Genomic DNA, 20,430 nt, shown 5'->3' with positions numbered 1-20,430 from the left:
TCAAGGCATTATGTTAGATTCTAAAAAGATTTACAGCCTTGCAAATATATCGAGAGGACTATAGATTATCTGAATAGCTTCCGGACACAAGCTCATTGCTAGACCGACTATTTGATGACAGGCACCATTTCTGTTGTATCCCAGATCCCCAAACAGCACACAAGAGCTTTTTAAAATCATTACTTGAGCTAGACGATATAAAACGGATGGAAGGTCTGGTAAATTATGGAGCACTTAGATGTCTCTTTTGAAAATCTCGCAAAAATGCTGTTTCAAGATTTTCATATTGAAAAGGATGGGGTACGTTATGATTTTCTTGAAGTAAAATTTTATTTCTTTAAAATAGATGATATAGAAGAAGCTGGTAAATGTTTTTTCCACATGAATGGGCTTTATATTTCTTTTGGAAGCAAATTTGTATACTGGGGGAAAGGTAAATTCATAGCTTATAGTGGTAGAATCTGGATACGTAGTATATTGAAGAAAGAAAAGGAAAAAGAAGCAAAAGTAATAACCGGATCTCATAAATGTGCAGATGAATTATTAGGAGGTTTTTATGCAGTTAGTGAAGAATACCAACATAACTTTCCCATGTTACATGTTCATGATCATGAGAATATCAAAATTGAATCATGTGTTCATCGCTTGCCTTTTTGTAACAAAAAGTCCGATGCAATAAAGGAGAAACGGGAAATACAAAATCCAGTGGACCTATATGAATATAAGAACAAGATATGGGAAGAATGCATATTACGTAGATATCACTATTACAGACCTAACTATGTAAAACTACCGGGTAACAATCGGTAGCCACACCTCCGTTAACAATTCCTCTTCAGGAGCAACCGCCGGACTATTCAGATAACGTTCAAGAATAAAACCTTCCCCTAATAAATATTCTTGGGGAAGGTTTTTAAGTATGGCATCATAGAATGTGTCCAACAGGGTATAGCTCCCTTTATGACAGAATACAGCATAAAGCTGTCGGGGAAGAATCATGCTCTTTATGCGGCTTTTCAACCGGGATTCAACAGGCGTATTGACAGTCATACAAGCATAAAAACGACATTTATCAGGCTGGGTGATACCGGTGTCATCATAACAAATTCCCCAATACTCTTCCTCTTCCGGCAACAGATTATGGCAATTGGCATATTCATACAAAGCATCCCATGTTGTAGTCTCAAAAGCGGAGGTGTTGGTAAATTTGTAATCTCCGATATGAGAAAGAAATAAAAGCGGTTTTTCATGAATTTCCCTAATAGAATAGGCAAGATTGAACGCATGCATCAAGACAGCAGGTGTTGCACCAAAAGCCAATGTTCCCCTCTTGGCTCGGGCAGGAGTCACTCCGAAATACTTCTTGAAAGCATTATAGAACGCCGTCACGTTAGCAAAACCGATATATCCCGCTATCCGCTCATTAGTATAATAACCGGATTGGAGCATCCCGACCGCACGCTCCAAACGGAGACGATTAATATATTGATGCAAGTGTTCCCCGGTATATGCCTTGAAAACAATATGGAGATTACGCACAGACATGGCAGAGAGCCTGGCAAGTTCATTTACACTGACTTGTCGGTTAAACACATCAGGCGACTCAAAACTCCAGTCTTGTTCCACTATCAAATTAATACGATGCAGGACGGCATCAATTTGCGGACGGTATGGTTCATTCTTGGCAGCCATATTAATGTTTATTTGCCTTTCTTGCAAATTTTGTTAGAGTTTTCTGCTCTACAAAAAGGTTGTACCGTTATAACCTTTTTCAAACTATTACATTTTAATATCATACTGAAACTCTTGCAGCATTTGCAATAATGCGTCATATTCTTTTTTATATCTTTCCACTCTTTTCAAGTCTTTCTCTGTAGGATAGGGAAGACGAGAAATATCCATATTATTGCGTAAATCGTTGAGTTTTACATTAATTGCCAATTGATGTCCTCTAAAACGCTCAATATAGACTTCTCGGCTAGCAGCTGTATGAGAGTTTATCAGATTCAATGCTTCTTCTATTTCATCCCATTCTGCTTTAGTCAACTTGTGATGCTTATCATTAGGAAAAGAGATTATAATATCTGTGAAATCATAAATCCAGTCATCATTATAATCGTTCTTCCAATTGACCATAACTTTTTTAAGCATGCGGATTATTTCCTTGACAGAGTAATCCGTGTCTTCGGCTGCATCATGAAGGAACCCCACCGTTTTTTCTTTCCATGAAAATCCGTGACCTCCTACATAGGAAAGATGTCCTTCAAAATAGTCTTTCCCAGCCTTATCTACTTGACCTTTGTGTAATTCTTTGGCTAAACGAGCAGCGGCATAAGCAATATGTACTTTGTAGTCCAACGAGTCCTCATAATCATCTTTTCTTCTTTGGGCGGCGATAGGGTCAAATGTTTCAAGGTATTTTATAAATTTAAGATAGATGCACTCTCCCTTACCGGATAATCCAAGCATCGTGTCGAACAACCTATCAGCGATGTAATCCAAAGTCTCGATGTCTTGGATATTATTTTTTATGGCATCATCCAATTCCTTTGCGGTCTGCTTGTAAATTCCCTGTTCTAAAGCAGTACAATTGCTGCATAATGTGATTAACTCAGAATTTGTTTTCATTTTGCTATAAAGTGGCTATTAAATTCATGAGGATGGGTTTATAAAGCGATTACAATTACAAAAGTATCACAATTACACGAAAGTACAATATTTTCTAGAATTGTTTTCTCTCTTTGATACACGGCTTTTTCATTCAAAAACTCTGAAAAATATAAGAAAACGCTTGTTTTATAGCGAAAATCCATAATTTTGCGCACAGCGACACCGAAGCATCACCTATGGTGTTTCTTTTTCATAGTTATAGTATTCTTTTAACTTTTAACTTGGTAACAATGGATATCGCAGAATTACAAACCGCAGTAGATGCATGGATCAAGACCCATGGGGTAAGATATTTTAACGAATTGACGAACATGACCATCCTCGTGGAAGAGGTCGGAGAACTAGCCCGGGTGATGGCTCGAAAATATGGCGAACAGTCGTACAAGGAAGGAGAGAAGGATAATTTGGCAGAAGAGTTGAGTGATGTTCTTTGGGTATTAGTATGCTTGGCAAACCAAACAGGAGTTGATTTGAACGAGGCAGTAAACAATAATTTTGCCAAAAAAACGGCAAGAGATGCTAATCGCCATAAAAAAAATCCGAAACTCTTAAAAGATTAAGCACTTTTATCCTACTTTTGCCAACAAATGCGCAAATAAAAAAATATCATGTGGATTAAGATTGCAGGGATTCTTCTTCGTAACCGGGTGGCCTTTATTATTGGGGTCTTGCTTATTACCGTTTTCATGGGATTTCAAATCCCTAAAGTGGAAATGTCATACGAATATTCGAACCTGTTACCAGCCACTGATAGCGCATACCTTGACTACCTCGATTTTCACGAGAAATTCGGGCAGGAAGGAAACGTGATGGTCTTTGCCATACAGGACAAAGACTTTTACCAGCTCGACAAAATGAATGACTGGATCAGCATGTGCGATAGCCTGAAAGCTCTTCATGGCATCGTGGCTCTCGTGGATATTACCCATTCATTCAATCTTCACAAGGACACGCTGAATAAAAAATTTGACATCCAACCCATCTTTCCCAATCATATCAAGGATCAACGGGAACTGGATAGCTTGGTGAACATCATTGAGAATCTTCCATTCTACGACGGAACGCTGTTCAACAAAAAGAAAGACATCTATGGAATGATGGTTTCCGTCTCAGCTGATGTGATGAACTCTCCTGCACGGGTAGGATTAGTAAAAGATATTTTAGAGATTACCGAACATTTCTCGGAAAAACATAACCTCCAGATGCACTATTCGGGACTTCCCTACATCCGGGTGGTCAACGCGGAAAACATCAAGGGAGAGATGTACATGTTCATCATCCTGTCATTATTGATCACGACATTCATCCTCTACCTGTTTTTCCGTTCCTTCCGCATCATCGGTTTTTGTTTGTTGATCGTGCTGATTTGTGTCAGTTGGACAGTCGGTGTTATGGCCATGCTAGGCATTAAAATCACGCTACTCACCGCCATGCTACCACCCCTGTTGATCGTGATATGTATTCCGAACTTGGTATTCATGATCAACAAATTTCACGCGGAATACGATCGTCACGGGAATAAAATCAAGGCCTTGCAACGCATGATTCAAAAGATCGGAAACGCCTCATTCCTAAGCAACTTGACCACGGCTGCCGGTTTTGCAACTTTCATCGTGACCTCTAGTCAAATCCTCGTGGAATTTGGAATAACCGCTTCCATCGGTATCACATTCGTGTACCTTGTGTGTTTGGTCATGATTCCTTGCGGATTCAGTTTCATGCCGGAGCCGGATAGCAAACAAATTAAACACTTGCACAATAAAACGGTGACCGGAACGCTGGAGCGTGTCATTCAACTTATCTTAAATCGTCGGAATGTCGTGTACGGAGTTGCCATTTCCGTCGTCATCCTTGGAATTATCGGACTTACCCTCATGAAATCCACAGGTTACATGGTAGATGACTTGAAAGAAACAGACCCGATTCGACAAGACCTGAGTTTCTTTGAAGAGAACTTTGATGGGTTAATGCCCCTAGAGGTAACCGTTGACTTCGGAAAACCCAAGCAAGTGCTGAACTTACCCAACCTCCAAAAACTGGATAAACTTTCTGAAGAATTATCAAAAGACGAAGATATTTCCAAACCTATTTCCCTTATCGAAGTCATTAAATTTGCCAATCAGGCGTTCTATAACGGGAAACCCTCTTATTACAAGCTCCCGACAAACATGACGAAAAATTTCATCTTGAAATATGCCTCCCAATCCACGGGAGAGATTGGCGGACAAGCAAACTCTTTCGTTGACTCCACCCTCCAACGGGTGCGCCTCAGTTTCCGAGTAAAAGACATCGGGACCAAGAAAATGCAGGAAAAGGAAGACAAGTTATACAATATCGTTGAACAATACTTTCCGAATGACCGCTACACGGTGAAAGTTACCGGTTCAAGTATTATTTTCTTTAAAGGGACTCAATATCTTGTATTTAATCTCTTTACCTCACTCGCATTAGCTATTGTTCTCATCGCTTTCTTTATGGCTTGGATGTTCAAGAGTAAGCGTATGGTACTAGTTGCCTTAATTCCCAATATCATACCACAGATCATCACGGCTGCCATCATGGGATACTTCGGTATCCCGATCAAAGCATCCACGATTCTGGTATTCAGCATCGCCTTCGGTATTTCCGTTGATGGAACGATCCATTATCTCGCTAAATACCGTCAAGAGTTACAGGGAACAAACTGGAGCATACGATCTTCTGCCGTACTGGCCCTACAAGAAACAGGACAAAGTATGATCTACAATGCTATCATCCTGTTCTTCGGATTCGGTATCTTTGCCCTTTCCGATTTCGGTGGTACGGTTGCATTGGGTATTTTGGTCTCCATCACGTTATTGGCAGCCATGCTATCTAACCTAATACTTCTACCGTCATTATTACTAACGCTGGACAAACACACGACAAACAAGACATTCCAGAATCCCAAAATCCTCAGTGAAGAAGAAAATAAAAAGGACTAGAAAATATACTGAAAGAGCGGCAGTTTTAAATCAACTTTCGCTCTTTCAAGTTTAAATAACTATTGATACTATTCACCGTCAGAGATTCCGGCTTGGAAAGAATCACCCGGATACCCAATTGACTTAATTCCCGAACCATCTGTCGTTTCTCCGTGGCAAATCCCGCCGCAATGGTTTCGAAATATGCATCCTTTAGATTGTGTACGGGACGCTCCAAAGCCTTGTTTAATTCGGAGTTCTCGAATAAAATGACCAACACGAGATGCCGTGCCGCCAAGCGCTGTAATGCAGGCAAATGACGTCGTAATCCAGATACAGTATCAAAATTGGTAAACAAAATCAGTAAACTCCGGGTCGGGATTTGTCGATTCACCGACACGTATAATTTCTCGAAATCAGTCTCTTGATAATGTGTTTCCAAACGATACAAAGCCTCACTTATCCGATTTAACTGGCCCACCCGGTTATCGGCCTTCACGCAATTCCGAGAATTATTCGAGAACGTGATCAACCCGGCCCGATCCCCTTTTTTCAATATAATATTCGACAAAGTTAAGACCGTATTTATCGCATGATCCAGCATCGTCATATTATTAAAAGGCGATTGCATCGTGCGTCCCTTATCCACCAGACAATAAATCTGTTGAGACCGCTCTTCTGTGTAGGTATTCACCATCAAATGATTATATTTCGCCGTGGCCTTCCAGTTTACAGTGCGGGGATCATCGCCCGTCACGTAAGGCTTAATCTGTTCGAAGGCCATGTTTCCCCCGAGAGCCCGGGTACGGATGCCTCCATTCTCCGGATGGTAATTCCCGTAAGCCATCAACTCGTAACGGTGCATCATCATAAACGAGGGATAAACAGCCACATCCTGATCCGCACGAAAAGAATAACGCCTTTCGACCAACCCAAAACGCACGGACACGAATACCAGAATCTTCCCGAAATTATAAGAACCTCGTTTTGTAGGACGTAACGTGTAATGGATCTCCCGCTGTTCTCCGGCATTCACCTTCAACCGGAACAAGACATTCCGGTTCTGGAATTCCACCGGAATCTCGTCAATCACGCGAAGACAAGTACTCACCGGATAACGATTTCTTAGTACTAGGCAAACCGGATTTTCTTCCCCGTTAGACAATTTATCCGCCACCACCCGTAAGGCATCAATCCCATCCACTCGCTTGTACAATTCGAATAACTCCACGAATAACAGCAACAGTACAGTCAGCAAAGTCCCCGCAACCCAGATAAAAAGTAACGGGAAAACGTAAGCCATCACGAAAGCGAATATTCCCAACATCAATATCAGGAAAAAACGGCGGGATAAATATGTATCTTTAAGTATTCGCACTATCTTGGAACTTCTATTTTAGACACTATCTGTTGCACTACCTGATCAACAGTCACGCCTTCCAACTCCTTCTCGGAAGAAAGCTGCACCCGGTGTCGCAATACCGGATTTACCAAATACAAAACATCGTCCGGAACGACAAAATCCCGTCCTTGAATAGCCGCGAAAGCCTTAGCCCCGTTCATTAAAGCGATCGACGCACGGGGAGACGCACCCAAGTAAAGCCAACCGCTTTTACGAGTAGCATCCACGATATTCACGATAAAAGATTTTATTTTCGGGTCCACACGTACTTGAGCAACCTGCGCCCTCAACTTCTTCAATGCCTCCACGCTCAACACGGGTTCCAGTTCCTGCCAGTGGGCGATAGCCCCGTGATCATGCAACTCAAGCACCTCGATCTCTTCCGCCACGGAAGGATAAGTCACGTTAATCTTAAATAGGAAACGGTCCAGCTGAGCCTCGGGCAAACGATAAGTACCTTCATGTTCTATCGGGTTCTGCGTCCCCACCACCACGAAAGGATAATCCATCCGGTATTCCACCCCGTCATTCGTGATTTGCCTTTCCTCCATCACTTCAAACAAAGCCGCCTGTGTCTTTGCCGGAGCCCGGTTGATCTCGTCCACCAACACGATATTCGAGAAAATAGGTCCTTTCCGATATTCAAAACGTCCAGCTGCCGGAAGAAAAACAGAGGTCCCCAAAATATCGCTCGGCATCAAGTCCGGCGTAAACTGAATCCGGTTAAAAGTAACATCCAGCATCCGGGCCATAACCTTTGCCATCAACGTCTTGGCAATTCCCGGAACACCCTCAATCAAGATATGCCCGTCAGCCAGCATCGCCGTCAGCAACAAATCGGCCACTTCCCTTTGACCGATAATCACCATACCCATCCGTTCCCGTATCCGGGTGATCTTCTCGTTTAAATCCGTGAAGTCTATTCTGGACTCAAAATTTATCTGATCTTCCATAATCTATTTAGCTTTTAGTTTTAAACAGTTCTATATATCTCACCAGCTCACGTAACTGGTCTTCATCCACATGCTCGGTCTTCCGAATCCGGATAATTAAAAAAATCAAGCCTTCCACGCTACCCCGTGCAACTCCCGATCGTTCCGACAACAAATCTATAAAAGAACTATCCAGTTCCTCCGTACGCAATTTATAATTATAACGTACCTCTTCCAGAAAACTATTGATCCGTTTATTCGCGATAGCAACATGATCCCGCTGCTTGTAGTACAGAGAACTCACAACCGACACGAATTCCAATGTCCGGTTTTCCAAAGGACGAATTTCCGGAATCGGACGCTGTTCCCGTTTCGTCCGGAACAAAACGTATAGTATCGCCCCCAATATCAACAAAATATACGCCCACTTCAATGCGGGATACCTGAATATCACCCGAAAAAGAGTTTGTTGCCCCTCTGCCCCGGATTTTAGGTATTCATCCCACACCACGTTCGCATCCGGGGGAAGAAACGAGAGAGCCTTCTGGTAATAATCCCCATTCACCGAATCCAACAAGAAGAAATTCGTGAATGCCATCGGGTTCGAATGCAGATAGATAACCCCCTCCCCGTAATTCATCCGGATAAAATTGGGATTCTTGATCGTGTCAACATATCCTAAAACCTCCCCGTCAAAAGATTCCTTTAATTCAAAATAACGGTGAGTTGCCCTGAAAGGATAACCTTTATCTTCAAAGCCTCGCAAATAATCCTTCCCGTTCTGAATCCTTTTCATTCCTGAAACACCCACGTAAGAATACAATGTATCGGGAATAAATTCTGCCGACACGAAAAGCGCACCTCCGCCTTCCACCTCTTCCAACACGGCCTCCAGATCTCCCGGAACAATCTTAAAAAAGGGACTCACGAAAAAGTAGGTCTTCAAGAAAGGCGTTCTACCCACACGCAATTGTTCCCGTACAGACATCCGGGCAAAAGACACCTCCCCTTCCGGAAATAGATAAGGCAAAGCATCTTTAATAATATACGTCCCGTAAGGACTCTTCTTGCTGATAGAAAAATTAGGACTCCAATCTATCGGTTGCGGTTTATTGGCCTCATACCCCGTGTAAACAGCCATAATGGCGATCACGAAAAGAACAATCAATACATTTTGGCGCCGTTTCATCCTTCCACCTCCTTCCTGAACTCCGTGAAATATCGTTTGATATTCCGATAAGCGGTTTCATCCACGGGAAACTCGCCATAACAAACACAATCAAATATACGGCTTATCTCCTCAAAATGACGACTCCACATTTCATTCTTTATCTCGTAAATATAATGCTGATTCGTTTTAGAAACATCCCAACGAATCACCTCTTTTTTATCCAACATTTGCAACAAGGCAGAATAACTCACCCGTATTGCCAGCACGTAATCATTCTCCTGCTCCGCTTTCGCCAGTAACCGCACGAAAGAATCCGCTTCCTGTTCCCCGGTGTACTCCACGGAATCCTCCGGGAAAAAATCGGTCTCCCGCCTGCGGAAAAGAAATTTATCCCTATTCCTCACGAGCAGGTAAACGATACCCAAGGCAAAAAGACCTAATACAATTTTTAAAATAATATCCATCGTCTGCATTGACCCCTCCGAAACCTTGATCCGAAACAAACGCTCCAGAATCCAACGTTTTATCCAGTCCCAAATACTAGGCGAATCTTCAATATTCGTCGTATAATCAAAAGCCGCATCTTTCCTGTATTTCTCCAAGAAATCAGCTTTCGGACCCCGCAAAACATAAGAAGAATCCGGAAAGAGCGAAGACTCCCGCTCCCCTTCTTCCGCCCATGTCACGTTCCCGACACAAACAAACACGAATAGAATAATATATTTAATTAGCCTCTTCATCCGCCTTTTTCTCGGGTTGAACCCCCAACTGGTCAATCTGGCTTAATAAAGTCGTGTGTTCCATCTCTTCCGAACGGGAAAAGAAAAGCATCCCGACCCCGACAAACAAAACCGTGTATAACGTGTATTGTCCCAAGTAAGAGAGTAGCAGCGAGAAAGTAATCTCGTAAATATTGGGAATCGCCCCCGTGAAAGCCGACGACATCATCACGAACATATAAGGAATACCAAACAGATAAGCTACAACACCTACCAATAGGTACATCACGAGAATAAACCCGAAAGTCTTCCACCAATTTCCCTTCACCATAGCCATTGATTCCGAGATAATTTTTCCGAGTCCGTTATCCCTTAATATCAGCAAATATGATCCGAAAGTAAACGAAATTCCGATATATATTCCGGGAACAAACAAGAACAAGAAACCGATAAAAACAACCAAACCACAGAAAACAGACCACACAAGATACACCCCGAATTTCTTCAACATAACTCTAAAAACCTCGATAATCGTGATCCGTTCCTCAATCCCCGCCTGATAATGATCCCAGTAAACCCGCAAATAAGAAATAGCAAACAACTGCACCCACAGCATCATCAGCACCCCGAACAGTGACGTGAACAGGGTTCGTAACATCGTATCTCCAAAATTATTCACGTCATAATAAGCCTCCGGGTGTAGAGACATATCAAAAACCCCCATCAACAGATCCTTCATGAAAAAAAGCATTAGCAAAATCATGGGAAACCCGATCACGGCAAAAGCCCGGATAAAAGGAACAAACTCCTGTTTCATGAAATTAATCGTCACGGTAATCAAATCCGAAAAAGAACGCTGCACGCTCAAATTAATCTTTTCCATTAGTCTCTGTTTTATGTAAATAATAAGGATAAACAACAAAATACCCGATAACGCCTCCCAGCGAAAGGATGATTGCCACGGCCCCTACCACCGGGTAAGTATCGGCATAACGCGTGATGAAACTTTCAATCCACCCCGCGATAATAAAAAACGGAATCAGCCCGGTAACAATCTTTATGCCCCGCAAGGCCCCATTCCGAAACGAGTACGAGCGCTTGTACGTCCCCGGAAACAAGAAACTATTTCCCATCACCAGCCCCGCTCCCCCAGCTATAATAATAGACGTTATCTCGAAAGTCCCATGCGCCCACACGGACATCACCGAATGCAACAAAAGCCCGTGCTGGAAAAAGAAGTATTGGAAAGCCCCCAGCATAACCCCGTTCGAGAAAAGAATCCATAACGTTCCCGCGGAAAAAAAGATACCGAAAACAAACGCCACGAAAGCCACTTTAATATTGTTCGCGGTAATCATAAAAAACATATCCACCTCGTTCGAGGACGAATAAATCCCCATAGGTGTCCCGTTTTCAATGTTTTCCAAGGTCTTGTCCACGTAAGCATCCCCCAGAATCAAACGTACGAAAGTATCGTCTTTTGCCGTGGAGAAAATCCCAATCAATGCCGCAAACAGAAGAAAAAGAAAAGCAAACAACAACGTCCGCCTCTCTCGATAGAGCAACAGCGGAAACTCCCGCACCCAAAAGGAAAGAATCCCCTTTTTCTCCGATCTCTCCTGCCCGTAAATATTGATCTGGTAGACAGAAATCAACTGATTCAAATACTTCACCACATCACTGCCCGGGTAAAACGTTTTGGCATAGGAGAGATCATCGGAAAGAATCACGTAATTAGAGGCAATAGTATCTGTATCCAAATGGCTTACATTTTCCATTTTTCCCCATTTTTCCTTGTTCTGACTTACAAATCTAGCCTCTTTCATTCTAAATACCACACTTTTTTCTTGTGATAAAAATAATGCATTTATTCAAAAAAAATGTATGTTTGTGGAAATATTTATACTTATCATGAACATTTCTATCAGTACAGCTCACAACGTTGACATTGATTATATTCCCGCGGGCGTTCTAGACCGCATCTTGGCAACCTTGATTGATGGCGCCTTTCAGTTCGGACTACTCATGTTGGGTCTCATGTTTATCGGCCTTTTCAGCATGGTAGCCTCCCCGACTTGGTTTTTCGTCATTCTTGCGGTGATCATCGCTTCCTATCATCTATTCTGCGAGGCCGTCTTTAATGGCCGTAGCCTTGGCAAATACACCATGCGTATCCAAGTCGTGAAACTAAACGGCAAAAAACTCACCTTCTGGGATTGTATGCTCCGCTGGGTCTTCCGTTTGATAGATATTTCCATCTCAAGCGGTGCCGTCGCCGTCATCTCGATCATCGCCTCCAAACGAATGCAAAGACTCGGCGACATGGCGGCAGGAACCACGGTAATAAAACTCGAAAAAGCAGTCACGTTAAAACAAATCAGTGAATTCGAGGCCCCGGAAGAATATCAAGTCGTCTTTCAGCAAGCCGCTCTTTTGTCCGACAAAGACATCAAGATCATCAAGGATGTGCTACGGGAAGTACACAAAAACAACAATTACGCCCTACTGGCCCCTCTCACGAAAAAGATTAAAGAAGTAACAGGAATTGAGACATCCATGATTCCGTTGGAATTCGTGGAAACCATCTTAAAAGATCACTCACACTTGGCAAATAATTAGCTGAAAGCTTTCACTTTCAGCCATTAATTTTTACCGTTTTCATCTCTTTCAGAACATCTTCCAGTAATTGGGAAGTTCCTATTCTGAAATAAGCAGGCGTAAGCCATTGCTCGCCTAAAATATGTTTCACGATTGTCAAGTAACGAATCGCGTTCTGAATCTTGGTAATACCACCGGCCACCTTAATCCCGACCATCTTCCCGGTCTGTGCATGGAACTGACGCAAGGCCTCACAAATCACGTAAACCGTCTCCGGTGTAGCATTTACCGGAACCTTCCCGGTAGATGTCTTAATAAAATCAGCTCCCGCGTAAGCCCCGATCAATGAAGCATTGAACACGCTCTCGATCGTCTTCAGCTCGCCCGTTTCCAAGATCACCTTCAAAATAACCCCGGCACAAGCCTCACGAATAGCAACCAACTCTTTATACACCTTCTCGTAATTACGCTCCAAGACATCCCCCACGGAAATCACGACGTCCACCTCATCCGCTCCCGCCGCGATAGCAGCCTTGCATTCAGCCAACTTCACGTCCAAAAACGTCTGTGCAGCCGGGAAACAAGCTCCCACGACCGTCGTTTTAATCGGTGTCCCAACCAGATTTTCCTTCACGAGAGAAGTAAACCGGGGAAACACACATACTGATGCCACATCCGGCAACGTGTTTTTCTTCAATTTCTTCAATAATTCAGAAACGAAAGTCATGATTGATTTCTCCGTATCCGTCACTTTCAGCGAAGTATAATCCATACATGAAACACACAATTCAAAATTCTCATTACAATAAGCCGGAGCAATTTCCTTCTCGATCACCCCATCCAGCTCAAATTCGATCCGATCCTCTAAATTTGAATACCCGTAAATTGCCAATGCATCCAATATATTTTCCATATACACTATTTTATTAATCGGCTATCCCCCTACCCGTCTCCATATTCAATACGAAAAAAATACACGACAGGTTATTCTTCTACACTCACTAAATTTCGTCATTCCCCTTTTTAGCCTAGGCAAAATTACACAATGTTTGCGAAGTTTTAAAGCAAATCTCGATCAAAATATTTACTTTTGGGAGGCGAAAACACGTAATTAAAATTTAATAACAGACAATAAATACAACATAATGGCAACAAAGTCAGAAGAACAGACGCCGCTTATGCAACAATATTATTCGGCAAAAGCTAAATATCCCGATGCGATTTTATTATATAGGATGGGTGACTTTTACGAAACCTTCGGCGAAGATGCCATCTTAACTTCCAAGATATTAGGGATCACGCTTACCAAACGCTCCCACGGCTCTCCCGGGGACGTGGAACTTGCCGGCTTCCCCCATCATGCCATCGACACGTATCTGCCCAAACTGGTGCGAGCCGGACAACGAGTTGCCATCTGTGAACAACTGGAAGACCCGAAAAAGACCAAGAAACTGGTAAAAAGAGGGGTTATCGAACTCGTCACCCCCGGTGTTTCCTATAACGAAAACACCATCGACAACAAAAACAACGTCTTTCTGGCTGCCGTGTATTTCACGAAAACCAAAGCCGGGCTATCCCTTTTAGACCTTTCCACGGGAGAATTCCTAACCACAGAAGGAAGTCCCGCCACCATGGATAAAATATTAAATAGTTTTCAACCCAAAGAAGTTCTATACCCTAAAGGCTCGGAAGCCCGGTTTAACGAACTCTTCGGGACAAAATACTACACTTACCCGATTGAAGAATGGTTCTTTGAAACAGAGTCCGCGGCAGATCGCCTCAAAAAGCATTTCGAAGTATCGTCATTAAAAGGATTCGGAATTGATAAAATGGACTGCGGCATTTCCGCCGCGGGAGCCGTTTTGTACTACCTCGACATGACAAAACACGAGCTTGTAGGACACATCACCTCGATCTCCCGTATCGACGAATCGACCTGTGTCCTACTGGATCGCTTCACACTACGTAACCTTGAAATCTTGGATACCCTTCACGAGGGAGGACGCTCCTTGGCAGACATCATCGACCGCACCATCACCCCGATGGGCGCACGCGCTTTGCGTCGCTGGCTGTGTATGCCCTTGAAGAAACCGGCAGACATAAATGAACGCTTGGACATCGTGGAATGTTTCGTGCATCACGAAACGGAACGTTTGGAACTGGAACAAATTCTCCGCACCATTGGAGACCTAGAACGCCTTGCTTCCAAGATCGCCGTCGGCCGTATCTCTCCGAGAGAAATGGTTCAACTAAAAATTGCGTTACAAGCCATCAAACCGTTGAAAGAACAATGTTTATCTACCGGTAACGAAGTTCTTACCAAATGGACGCAACAACTGGATGATTGCGAGACATTAAGCCAAAGAATAGACCACGAGATCAGGGAAGATGCCCCCTCGATGCTTAACAAAGGGAATGTAATCGCCCCCGGAGTTAACACTGAACTGGATGAATTACGGGAAATCTCCTCTCACGGGAAAGAACTTCTACTAAAGATGCAACAACGTGAAATAGAGAATACAGGAATTCCTACATTGAAGATCAGCTTTAACAATGTTTTCGGCTATTACATCGAAGTGACCAAAACTCACGTGAACAAGGTTCCCGACACATGGATTCGTAAACAAACCCTTGTCAACGCAGAACGTTACATCACTCCCGAACTAAAAGAATACGAGGAAAAGATTCTCGGAGCCGAAGACCGGATTCAAGAATTGGAAAGCGATATATACAATACCTTGCTGGCAGCTGCAGCCTCCTATATCAAACCGATACAGTTGGATGCCCGCGTCATCTCCTATATCGACACGTTAATCTCGTTCGCCAACATAGCGATCACCAATGATTACCATCGACCGGAGATCAACGAATCCTTCGTGATCGACATAAAAGGGGGACGTCACCCAGTCATTGAACGCCAATTACCTCCGGGAGAAAACTATATCGACAATGATCTCTACCTCGATAATGATAAGCAACAAATTATCATTATCACAGGACCCAACATGGCAGGTAAATCAGCACTTTTACGCCAAACCGCACTCATCGTGATCATGGCACAGGCCGGATGTTTTGTTCCCGCCATATCGGCAAAGATCGGGTATGTCGACAAGGTTTTCACCCGCGTCGGGGCATCCGACAACATCTCTTTGGGGGAATCCACCTTCATGGTCGAGATGAACGAGGCTGCCAACATTCTGAACAACATCTCCGATCGCAGCCTTGTACTATTCGACGAACTTGGACGAGGTACCTCCACGTATGACGGTATTTCCATCGCTTGGGCCATTGTCGAGTTTTTACACGAGAATCCGAAAAGCAGGGCAAAGACCCTTTTTGCTACCCACTACCACGAACTGAATGAAATGGAACGCTCTTACACGAAAATCAAGAACTTCAACGTATCGGTAAAAGAAGTCAACAACAAGGTCGTATTCCTCCGGAAACTGGTAAAAGGAGGTTCCAACCACTCGTTTGGTATACAGGTCGGTAAAATGGCAGGCTTGCCACAATCCGTCATCAAACGTTCGTCCGAGATACTGAAACAACTCGAAAACGACCGTAATTCAAGCGGTGCGATACAAAAGAACGTCGCTAAAATAGGAAACGAAAGAGAAGGCATTCAACTCAGTTTCTTCCAACTGGAAGACCCCGTGTTATTACAGATTCGAGATGAAATAGCCGGACTGGACATCAACAGCCTGACCCCGCTTGAAGCCTTGAACAAACTGAATGAGATAAAAAAGATAACGGGAATTTAATCTATAAAAAATTCCTTTTATTTAACTACCTCCCCTAACCCCTCCTTACACAGGAGGGGAAACCACTTGGTAATCAACTGGGGTTGTCTCAAAAGTCATTTTTCAAACTCCCTCCCCCCTTCGGGGTACTCCCTCTATAAACAGAGGGAGAGCTGAAATACTCCCTTTCTTCGGGAAGAGTCACCAACTCCTCCTCTGTTTATAGAGGAGGTGGCACGAAGTGACGGAGGAGTTTTTTGAGGATAAAATACCTTTATTTATCTTCTAATTTTTTCAATCACAACATCTTTCACCGGCCTATCGAAAGAATTTGTTTTAACCGCAGCAATCTTATCCAGCACGTCCAACCCTTCAATCACCTCCCCGAACACCGTGTACTGCCCGTCCAAATGGGGCGTCCCGCCAACCGTGGTATAAGCCTGTTTTTGCGCCTCCGTCAGCACGAACTCTTCATTCACGAACAAACTATCACACTCCCGGGTCAATTTCTCCGACAACTCATCCAAAGCCTCCAAATCATTCGCCTCCTGCAAACGAGTGAATTCATCCTTGTACTGATTCTTCAATCGCCCATATAACGCCATCTTACGCCTTTCATTGATACTCTTCACGGTAGCCTCTAACTGTTCCGGAGAATACACCTTTCCTTGAACAATATAAAACTGCGCCCCGCTAGACTTACGTTCCGGATTGGTATCATCCCCTTCTCGCGCAGCCGCAAGCACTCCTTTCTTGTGGAAATACTCCGGCACGAACTCCGCTTCGATCCGGTAATCCACGTCTCCCTCACCCAACATCACGTCCGGCCCCGCATTCTTCGACGTCGGGTCTCCACCCTGTATCATAAAATGATTAATCACCCGGTGAAACAGCAAACCGTCATAAAACTTTTCATCCACCAACTTCAAAAAATTATCCCGATGCTTGGGTGTTTTGTCATACAAACGAATCTTTATATCCCCGAACTCCGTGGTAATTTTCACGATAGATTCTGTTTCATTCTTACACGAAGCGGCAAGAACCAAAATCAACAATAATCCGATAAATTTATTCATAATAACTCTTTTACTGGTTACAATTCGACACTTTCACCACAAAAATAGAAGAAAATACTTTACTAACAATAAATTTGTTTGTATCTTGGCATGATTAACCAAAACGTTGTCAAACATGAAAACGATTCTACTATTTACACTTGTCATCCTAGCGGTTGCAATCTCCGGATGTCAGGACAAAAAGAAGGTAAGAAACACGAATACGCAAAAAGAAGCGGTTAAAGTAGAGACCAAGGCTGTTCTTATAAAAGACACCATCCAAGTAACGGAAACAAAAACGGTAACCGAGACCACCGTGGTAAAAGAAGCCCCGGAATATCTCCTTGTCGGCGGTTGTTTCCGCATCAAAGACAATGCCGACCGCATGTACGAGAAGTTGCACAAAGAAGGCTATGCAAACGCCATGATCATGCCTTATAGCAGAGATCTTTACCTCGTGGCTTACGAAGGGTACAAGACCGAGAAAGAGGCTATCGCTGCCGTGAGAAAAATTCACAAAATCCCCGGTAAAGAAGAGACTTGGATCTATCAAATAAAATAAACACAAGCAACATGAAACTCGTATTGTTCCTGTCATTCGTCCTGATGTTGCCGTTCGCTGGCTGTCAACGGGATAAAATGAATTCCAAGAACCTGACCACTGTCAACGTGAAAAGAAGCCTTCCGGCCTCTCTTTCGGGAAACACCGTCTCCCTTGACACCATCAGGCAAAACCCCTCGCGAGATAACAATAACACAACGATTGCATCAAACGTGAAGATTTCCCCATCCCGGCAGGAAACAGGAAAGCAACAAGGAACGGAACAAAACATCAAGAAAACAAATACAAGAAGTTATCATATCATCGTGGCCAGCCATCCCCGGGAAAATCTAGCAGAAAAAGACGTGACACAACTAAAAGCCAAAGGTTTCCAAAACGCACAGATCATTACCAAAGACCAGCGTTATCGTGTCAGTATTGCGAATTACACGGATAAACAGGAAGCCACGAAACAGAGGGATCTACTCGCCACCCAACTGGGACAAAGCGATATATGGATCATGCTTTATTAATACATGATAGCCACCACGGCCGCGGCGCCATAAATATACCCGACATACACTTGGGCAGGGGTATGCTGTTTTAAATACAAGCGGGCAGAGGCCACAAGGCCAGAAACCAGAATCAGCAAAGGCAACAAGTTAATCACGTCACCCAAATACTTCATTCCCAAAATAAAAACAAAGCCACACAAAGCCCCAATAGCCGTCATATGCATACTGATTTTCCAGCGAATCGTCACGATCATAAAGCCGGAGAGCATGATTACCATAATCAGGTAAAACTGTCTCACGATATTTGAATAAGGCAAATTACGGGAAAAATAAAACACGATAAAAGCCCCCACGATCGTCACCAGCACCGGGAACACCCGATCTTGCTTCTGCACCAGACGATACCCCTCAATCAACCCCAACCACTTCAACAACGGCAAGCAAAGCAATGGTATTAACGTCACCCCTAGCAGGGTCAACAAATAAGACATATTCTGCGTGTATGCCGGAATATAAGTAAAAACGGTTCCCGTATTAAATGTGATAAACAACACGTACAAAGGCAACAACAAAGGATGAAACAGCATGGATACTGCAAAAGCAAGTACTTTCATATTTTAAAATTATGGCTTTTAAACTTCCCTACGAAGTCGGGCCACCGGAATATCCAGCAACTGACGATACTTTGCAATCGTCCGGCGGGCAATCTGGTAACCTTTTTTATTCATTAATTCCACCAACTCATCATCCGTGTAAGGTTTGCGTTTATCCTCGCCGTCCACGATCTCCTTCAACACATTCTTCAACTCACCCGTGCTAACTTCCTCTCCACTACTTGTCGGCATACTTCCCGAAAAGAATTGTTTTAAAGAGTAAATACCGAACCAAGTCTGTATATACTTAGAATTAGAAACCCTCGAAATAGTAGAAACATCCAATCCCGTAATATCAGCAATATCCCGGAGAATCATCGGTTTCAACTTGCTCTCGTCCCCCGTCTGGAAAAATGGTTTCTGGAACTGCACGATAGCTGTCATCGTCAGCATCAGCGTGTTATTCCGCTGTTGCACGGCATCAATAAACGAACGGGCAGAACTCAACTTATATTTTACGAAAGACACCACATCCTTCTTCTCACGGGAATTCGAATTCTTCTGGTAATCCTCCAACATATTGACGTACGATTTGTTCAACCTCAACTCGGGAATATCCCCCGTGTTCAAGCTCAACTGCAACTCCCCGTCAACAATATCCAAGTTAAAGTCAGGAATAATCTTCTCGGCTCCCGGAACTGAAGAATCGGAAATTTGTCCGCCCGGCTTGGGATTCAATTTCAGAATTTCGTCCACCGCCTCTTTCAACTCCTCCTCTGAAATCCTCATCCGCTTGGAAATCTTCTCGTAATGTTTCTTCGAGAACTCCTCGAAATAACACTCCAATATGATCCGGGCATTTATCAAAGCCGGCGTGGAAGTCTCCGCCAAGCGTCGTTTCACCTGCAGCAACAGGCATTCCCTCAAATCTCTCGCTCCCACTCCTGCCGGATCGAAACGCTGCACGACACGCAACAAGGATTCAATCTTCTCATCGTCCACCTCGATCCCCGCCCCAAAAGCGAGATCATCCACGATATTCTCCACGTCCCGACGCAGATAACCATCATCATCTATATTACCAATGATATACTCGCAGATCTTACGATCCATCTCTCCCAAGTGCTGCGTCCCCAACTGTTCCACCAGATTCTCCCGGAAAGAAATCCCCCCGGAAAGCACGAACTCCCGTGCATCATCATCCTTCGAGGCATTCGATGCTGTCAACTTATAGTCCGGAATATCATCCTCATCACTGATATAATCATCTAAAGAAAACTCATCCTCCGAAGACTCGTAATTATCTTCCTCCTGTGAATTTTCATCATAATCCACCTCATCCCCGTCCTCCTTGATATCAACTTCCGGCTCCGGCCTCTCCTCTCCCTCTTCCAAAAGCGGGTTTGACTCCAGTTCCTCCTTAATCCTCTGTTCAAGTTGATAGGTAGGAAGCTCAAGCAGCTTGATCAGCTGTATCTGCAACGGATTGATTTTTAACCCTAATTTCTGTTGTAAATTTTGCTTGAGCATCCTTCTATTTATTTCAAATTAT

The 20,430-nt window shown here is 43.5% G+C and carries 19 protein-coding genes; 7 read left to right on the top strand and 12 right to left on the bottom strand.

The annotated features are described in order from the left end of the window. The first annotated feature begins 225 nt into the window (after positions 1–225). A complete protein-coding gene (locus tag R8806_RS14680; protein WP_124315546.1) occupies positions 226–810 on the top strand; it encodes a hypothetical protein in 585 nt (194 codons plus the stop codon). Here the strand turns inward: R8806_RS14680 and R8806_RS14675 are convergent. Together R8806_RS14675 and R8806_RS14670 are read right to left on the bottom strand one after the other, a co-directional pair. Next, entirely contained in the window at positions 790–1,692 is a 903-nt protein-coding gene (locus R8806_RS14675; protein WP_124315547.1) for an AraC family transcriptional regulator, read from the bottom strand. The genes R8806_RS14680 and R8806_RS14675 overlap by 21 nt on opposite strands. Before the next feature lie 87 nt (positions 1,693–1,779). Next, positions 1,780–2,628, bottom strand: a complete 849-nt coding sequence (locus R8806_RS14670) for a hypothetical protein (protein WP_124315548.1) — start codon at positions 2,626–2,628, stop codon at positions 1,780–1,782. A 272-nt stretch (positions 2,629–2,900) separates the two neighbouring features. On the opposite strand from R8806_RS14670, the gene R8806_RS14665 reads away from it, so the two are divergent. Together R8806_RS14665 and R8806_RS14660 are read left to right on the top strand one after the other, a co-directional pair. After that, positions 2,901–3,230, top strand: coding sequence for a nucleotide pyrophosphohydrolase (locus R8806_RS14665; protein WP_087419165.1), 330 nt, complete (start codon positions 2,901–2,903; stop codon positions 3,228–3,230). Between the two features lie 48 nt (positions 3,231–3,278). Continuing rightward, the gene (locus R8806_RS14660; protein WP_124315549.1) at positions 3,279–5,633 is read left to right on the top strand and encodes an efflux RND transporter permease subunit; all 2,355 of its coding nucleotides are present in this window, start codon (positions 3,279–3,281) and stop codon (positions 5,631–5,633) included. A gap of 25 nt (positions 5,634–5,658) precedes the next feature. Here R8806_RS14660 and R8806_RS14655 read toward each other — a convergent pair whose 3' ends face one another. From R8806_RS14655 to R8806_RS14630, 6 genes are read right to left on the bottom strand one after another with little or no spacing between them, the layout of a single operon-like run. Next, positions 5,659–6,990 (bottom strand): DUF58 domain-containing protein, encoded by a 1,332-nt coding sequence (locus R8806_RS14655; protein ID WP_124315550.1) that lies wholly within the window; start codon positions 6,988–6,990, stop codon positions 5,659–5,661. Further along, positions 6,990–7,967, bottom strand: a complete 978-nt coding sequence (locus R8806_RS14650; RefSeq protein WP_124315551.1) for an AAA family ATPase — start codon at positions 7,965–7,967, stop codon at positions 6,990–6,992. The genes R8806_RS14655 and R8806_RS14650 overlap by 1 nt, the downstream gene beginning before the upstream one ends. A 7-nt stretch (positions 7,968–7,974) precedes the next feature. After that, complete coding sequence (locus tag R8806_RS14645) at positions 7,975–9,135, bottom strand: DUF4350 domain-containing protein (RefSeq protein ID WP_124315552.1); 1,161 nt, start codon at positions 9,133–9,135, stop codon at positions 7,975–7,977. After that, positions 9,132–9,857: a DUF4129 domain-containing protein gene (locus R8806_RS14640; protein WP_124315553.1), complete on the bottom strand. Its 726-nt coding sequence runs from the start codon at positions 9,855–9,857 to the stop codon at positions 9,132–9,134. The genes R8806_RS14645 and R8806_RS14640 overlap by 4 nt, the downstream gene beginning before the upstream one ends. Continuing rightward, the gene (locus R8806_RS14635) at positions 9,841–10,719 is read right to left on the bottom strand and encodes a hypothetical protein (RefSeq protein WP_124315554.1); all 879 of its coding nucleotides are present in this window, start codon (positions 10,717–10,719) and stop codon (positions 9,841–9,843) included. The genes R8806_RS14640 and R8806_RS14635 overlap by 17 nt, the downstream gene beginning before the upstream one ends. Continuing rightward, on the bottom strand, positions 10,706–11,662 hold the full coding sequence (locus R8806_RS14630; protein ID WP_124315555.1) for a stage II sporulation protein M: 957 nt from the start codon (positions 11,660–11,662) through the stop codon (positions 10,706–10,708). Before R8806_RS14630 ends, R8806_RS14635 begins: the two co-directional genes overlap by 14 nt. Positions 11,663–11,726: 64 nt before the next feature. Between R8806_RS14630 and R8806_RS14625 the strand changes: the two genes are divergently transcribed. Beyond that, on the top strand, positions 11,727–12,455 hold the full coding sequence (locus R8806_RS14625) for an RDD family protein (RefSeq protein WP_229782936.1): 729 nt from the start codon (positions 11,727–11,729) through the stop codon (positions 12,453–12,455). A gap of 16 nt (positions 12,456–12,471) precedes the next feature. Here R8806_RS14625 and deoC read toward each other — a convergent pair whose 3' ends face one another. Further along, a complete protein-coding gene (gene deoC / locus R8806_RS14620) occupies positions 12,472–13,347 on the bottom strand; it encodes a deoxyribose-phosphate aldolase (RefSeq protein ID WP_124315556.1) in 876 nt (291 codons plus the stop codon). A gap of 232 nt (positions 13,348–13,579) precedes the next feature. Between deoC and mutS the strand changes: the two genes are divergently transcribed. Then, the gene (gene mutS / locus R8806_RS14615; protein ID WP_124315557.1) at positions 13,580–16,195 is read left to right on the top strand and encodes a DNA mismatch repair protein MutS; all 2,616 of its coding nucleotides are present in this window, start codon (positions 13,580–13,582) and stop codon (positions 16,193–16,195) included. Positions 16,196–16,452: 257 nt separating this feature from the next. Here the strand turns inward: mutS and R8806_RS14610 are convergent, their stop codons facing one another. Beyond that, the gene (locus tag R8806_RS14610; protein ID WP_124315558.1) at positions 16,453–17,250 is read right to left on the bottom strand and encodes a peptidylprolyl isomerase; all 798 of its coding nucleotides are present in this window, start codon (positions 17,248–17,250) and stop codon (positions 16,453–16,455) included. A gap of 115 nt (positions 17,251–17,365) precedes the next feature. Here R8806_RS14610 and R8806_RS14605 point away from each other — a divergent pair, with 115 nt between their 5' ends. Both R8806_RS14605 and R8806_RS14600 read left to right on the top strand, forming a co-directional pair. After that, positions 17,366–17,791, top strand: coding sequence for an SPOR domain-containing protein (locus R8806_RS14605; protein ID WP_124315559.1), 426 nt, complete (start codon positions 17,366–17,368; stop codon positions 17,789–17,791). A gap of 11 nt (positions 17,792–17,802) precedes the next feature. Further along, on the top strand, positions 17,803–18,303 hold the full coding sequence (locus R8806_RS14600) for an SPOR domain-containing protein (protein ID WP_124315560.1): 501 nt from the start codon (positions 17,803–17,805) through the stop codon (positions 18,301–18,303). Here the strand turns inward: R8806_RS14600 and R8806_RS14595 are convergent. Then, complete coding sequence (locus R8806_RS14595; RefSeq protein ID WP_124315561.1) at positions 18,300–18,899, bottom strand: PAP2 family protein; 600 nt, start codon at positions 18,897–18,899, stop codon at positions 18,300–18,302. The genes R8806_RS14600 and R8806_RS14595 overlap by 4 nt on opposite strands. 18 nt (positions 18,900–18,917) lie before the next feature. After that, positions 18,918–20,408: an RNA polymerase factor sigma-54 gene (gene rpoN, locus R8806_RS14590; RefSeq protein WP_124315562.1), complete on the bottom strand. Its 1,491-nt coding sequence runs from the start codon at positions 20,406–20,408 to the stop codon at positions 18,918–18,920. Between the last annotated feature and the right edge of the window lie 22 nt (positions 20,409–20,430).

The organism is Butyricimonas faecihominis (genome assembly GCF_033096445.1).
Taxonomy (GTDB): Bacteria; Bacteroidota; Bacteroidia; order Bacteroidales; family Marinifilaceae; genus Butyricimonas; species Butyricimonas faecihominis.
This window is presented reverse-complemented; position numbering and strand designations above follow the sequence as displayed.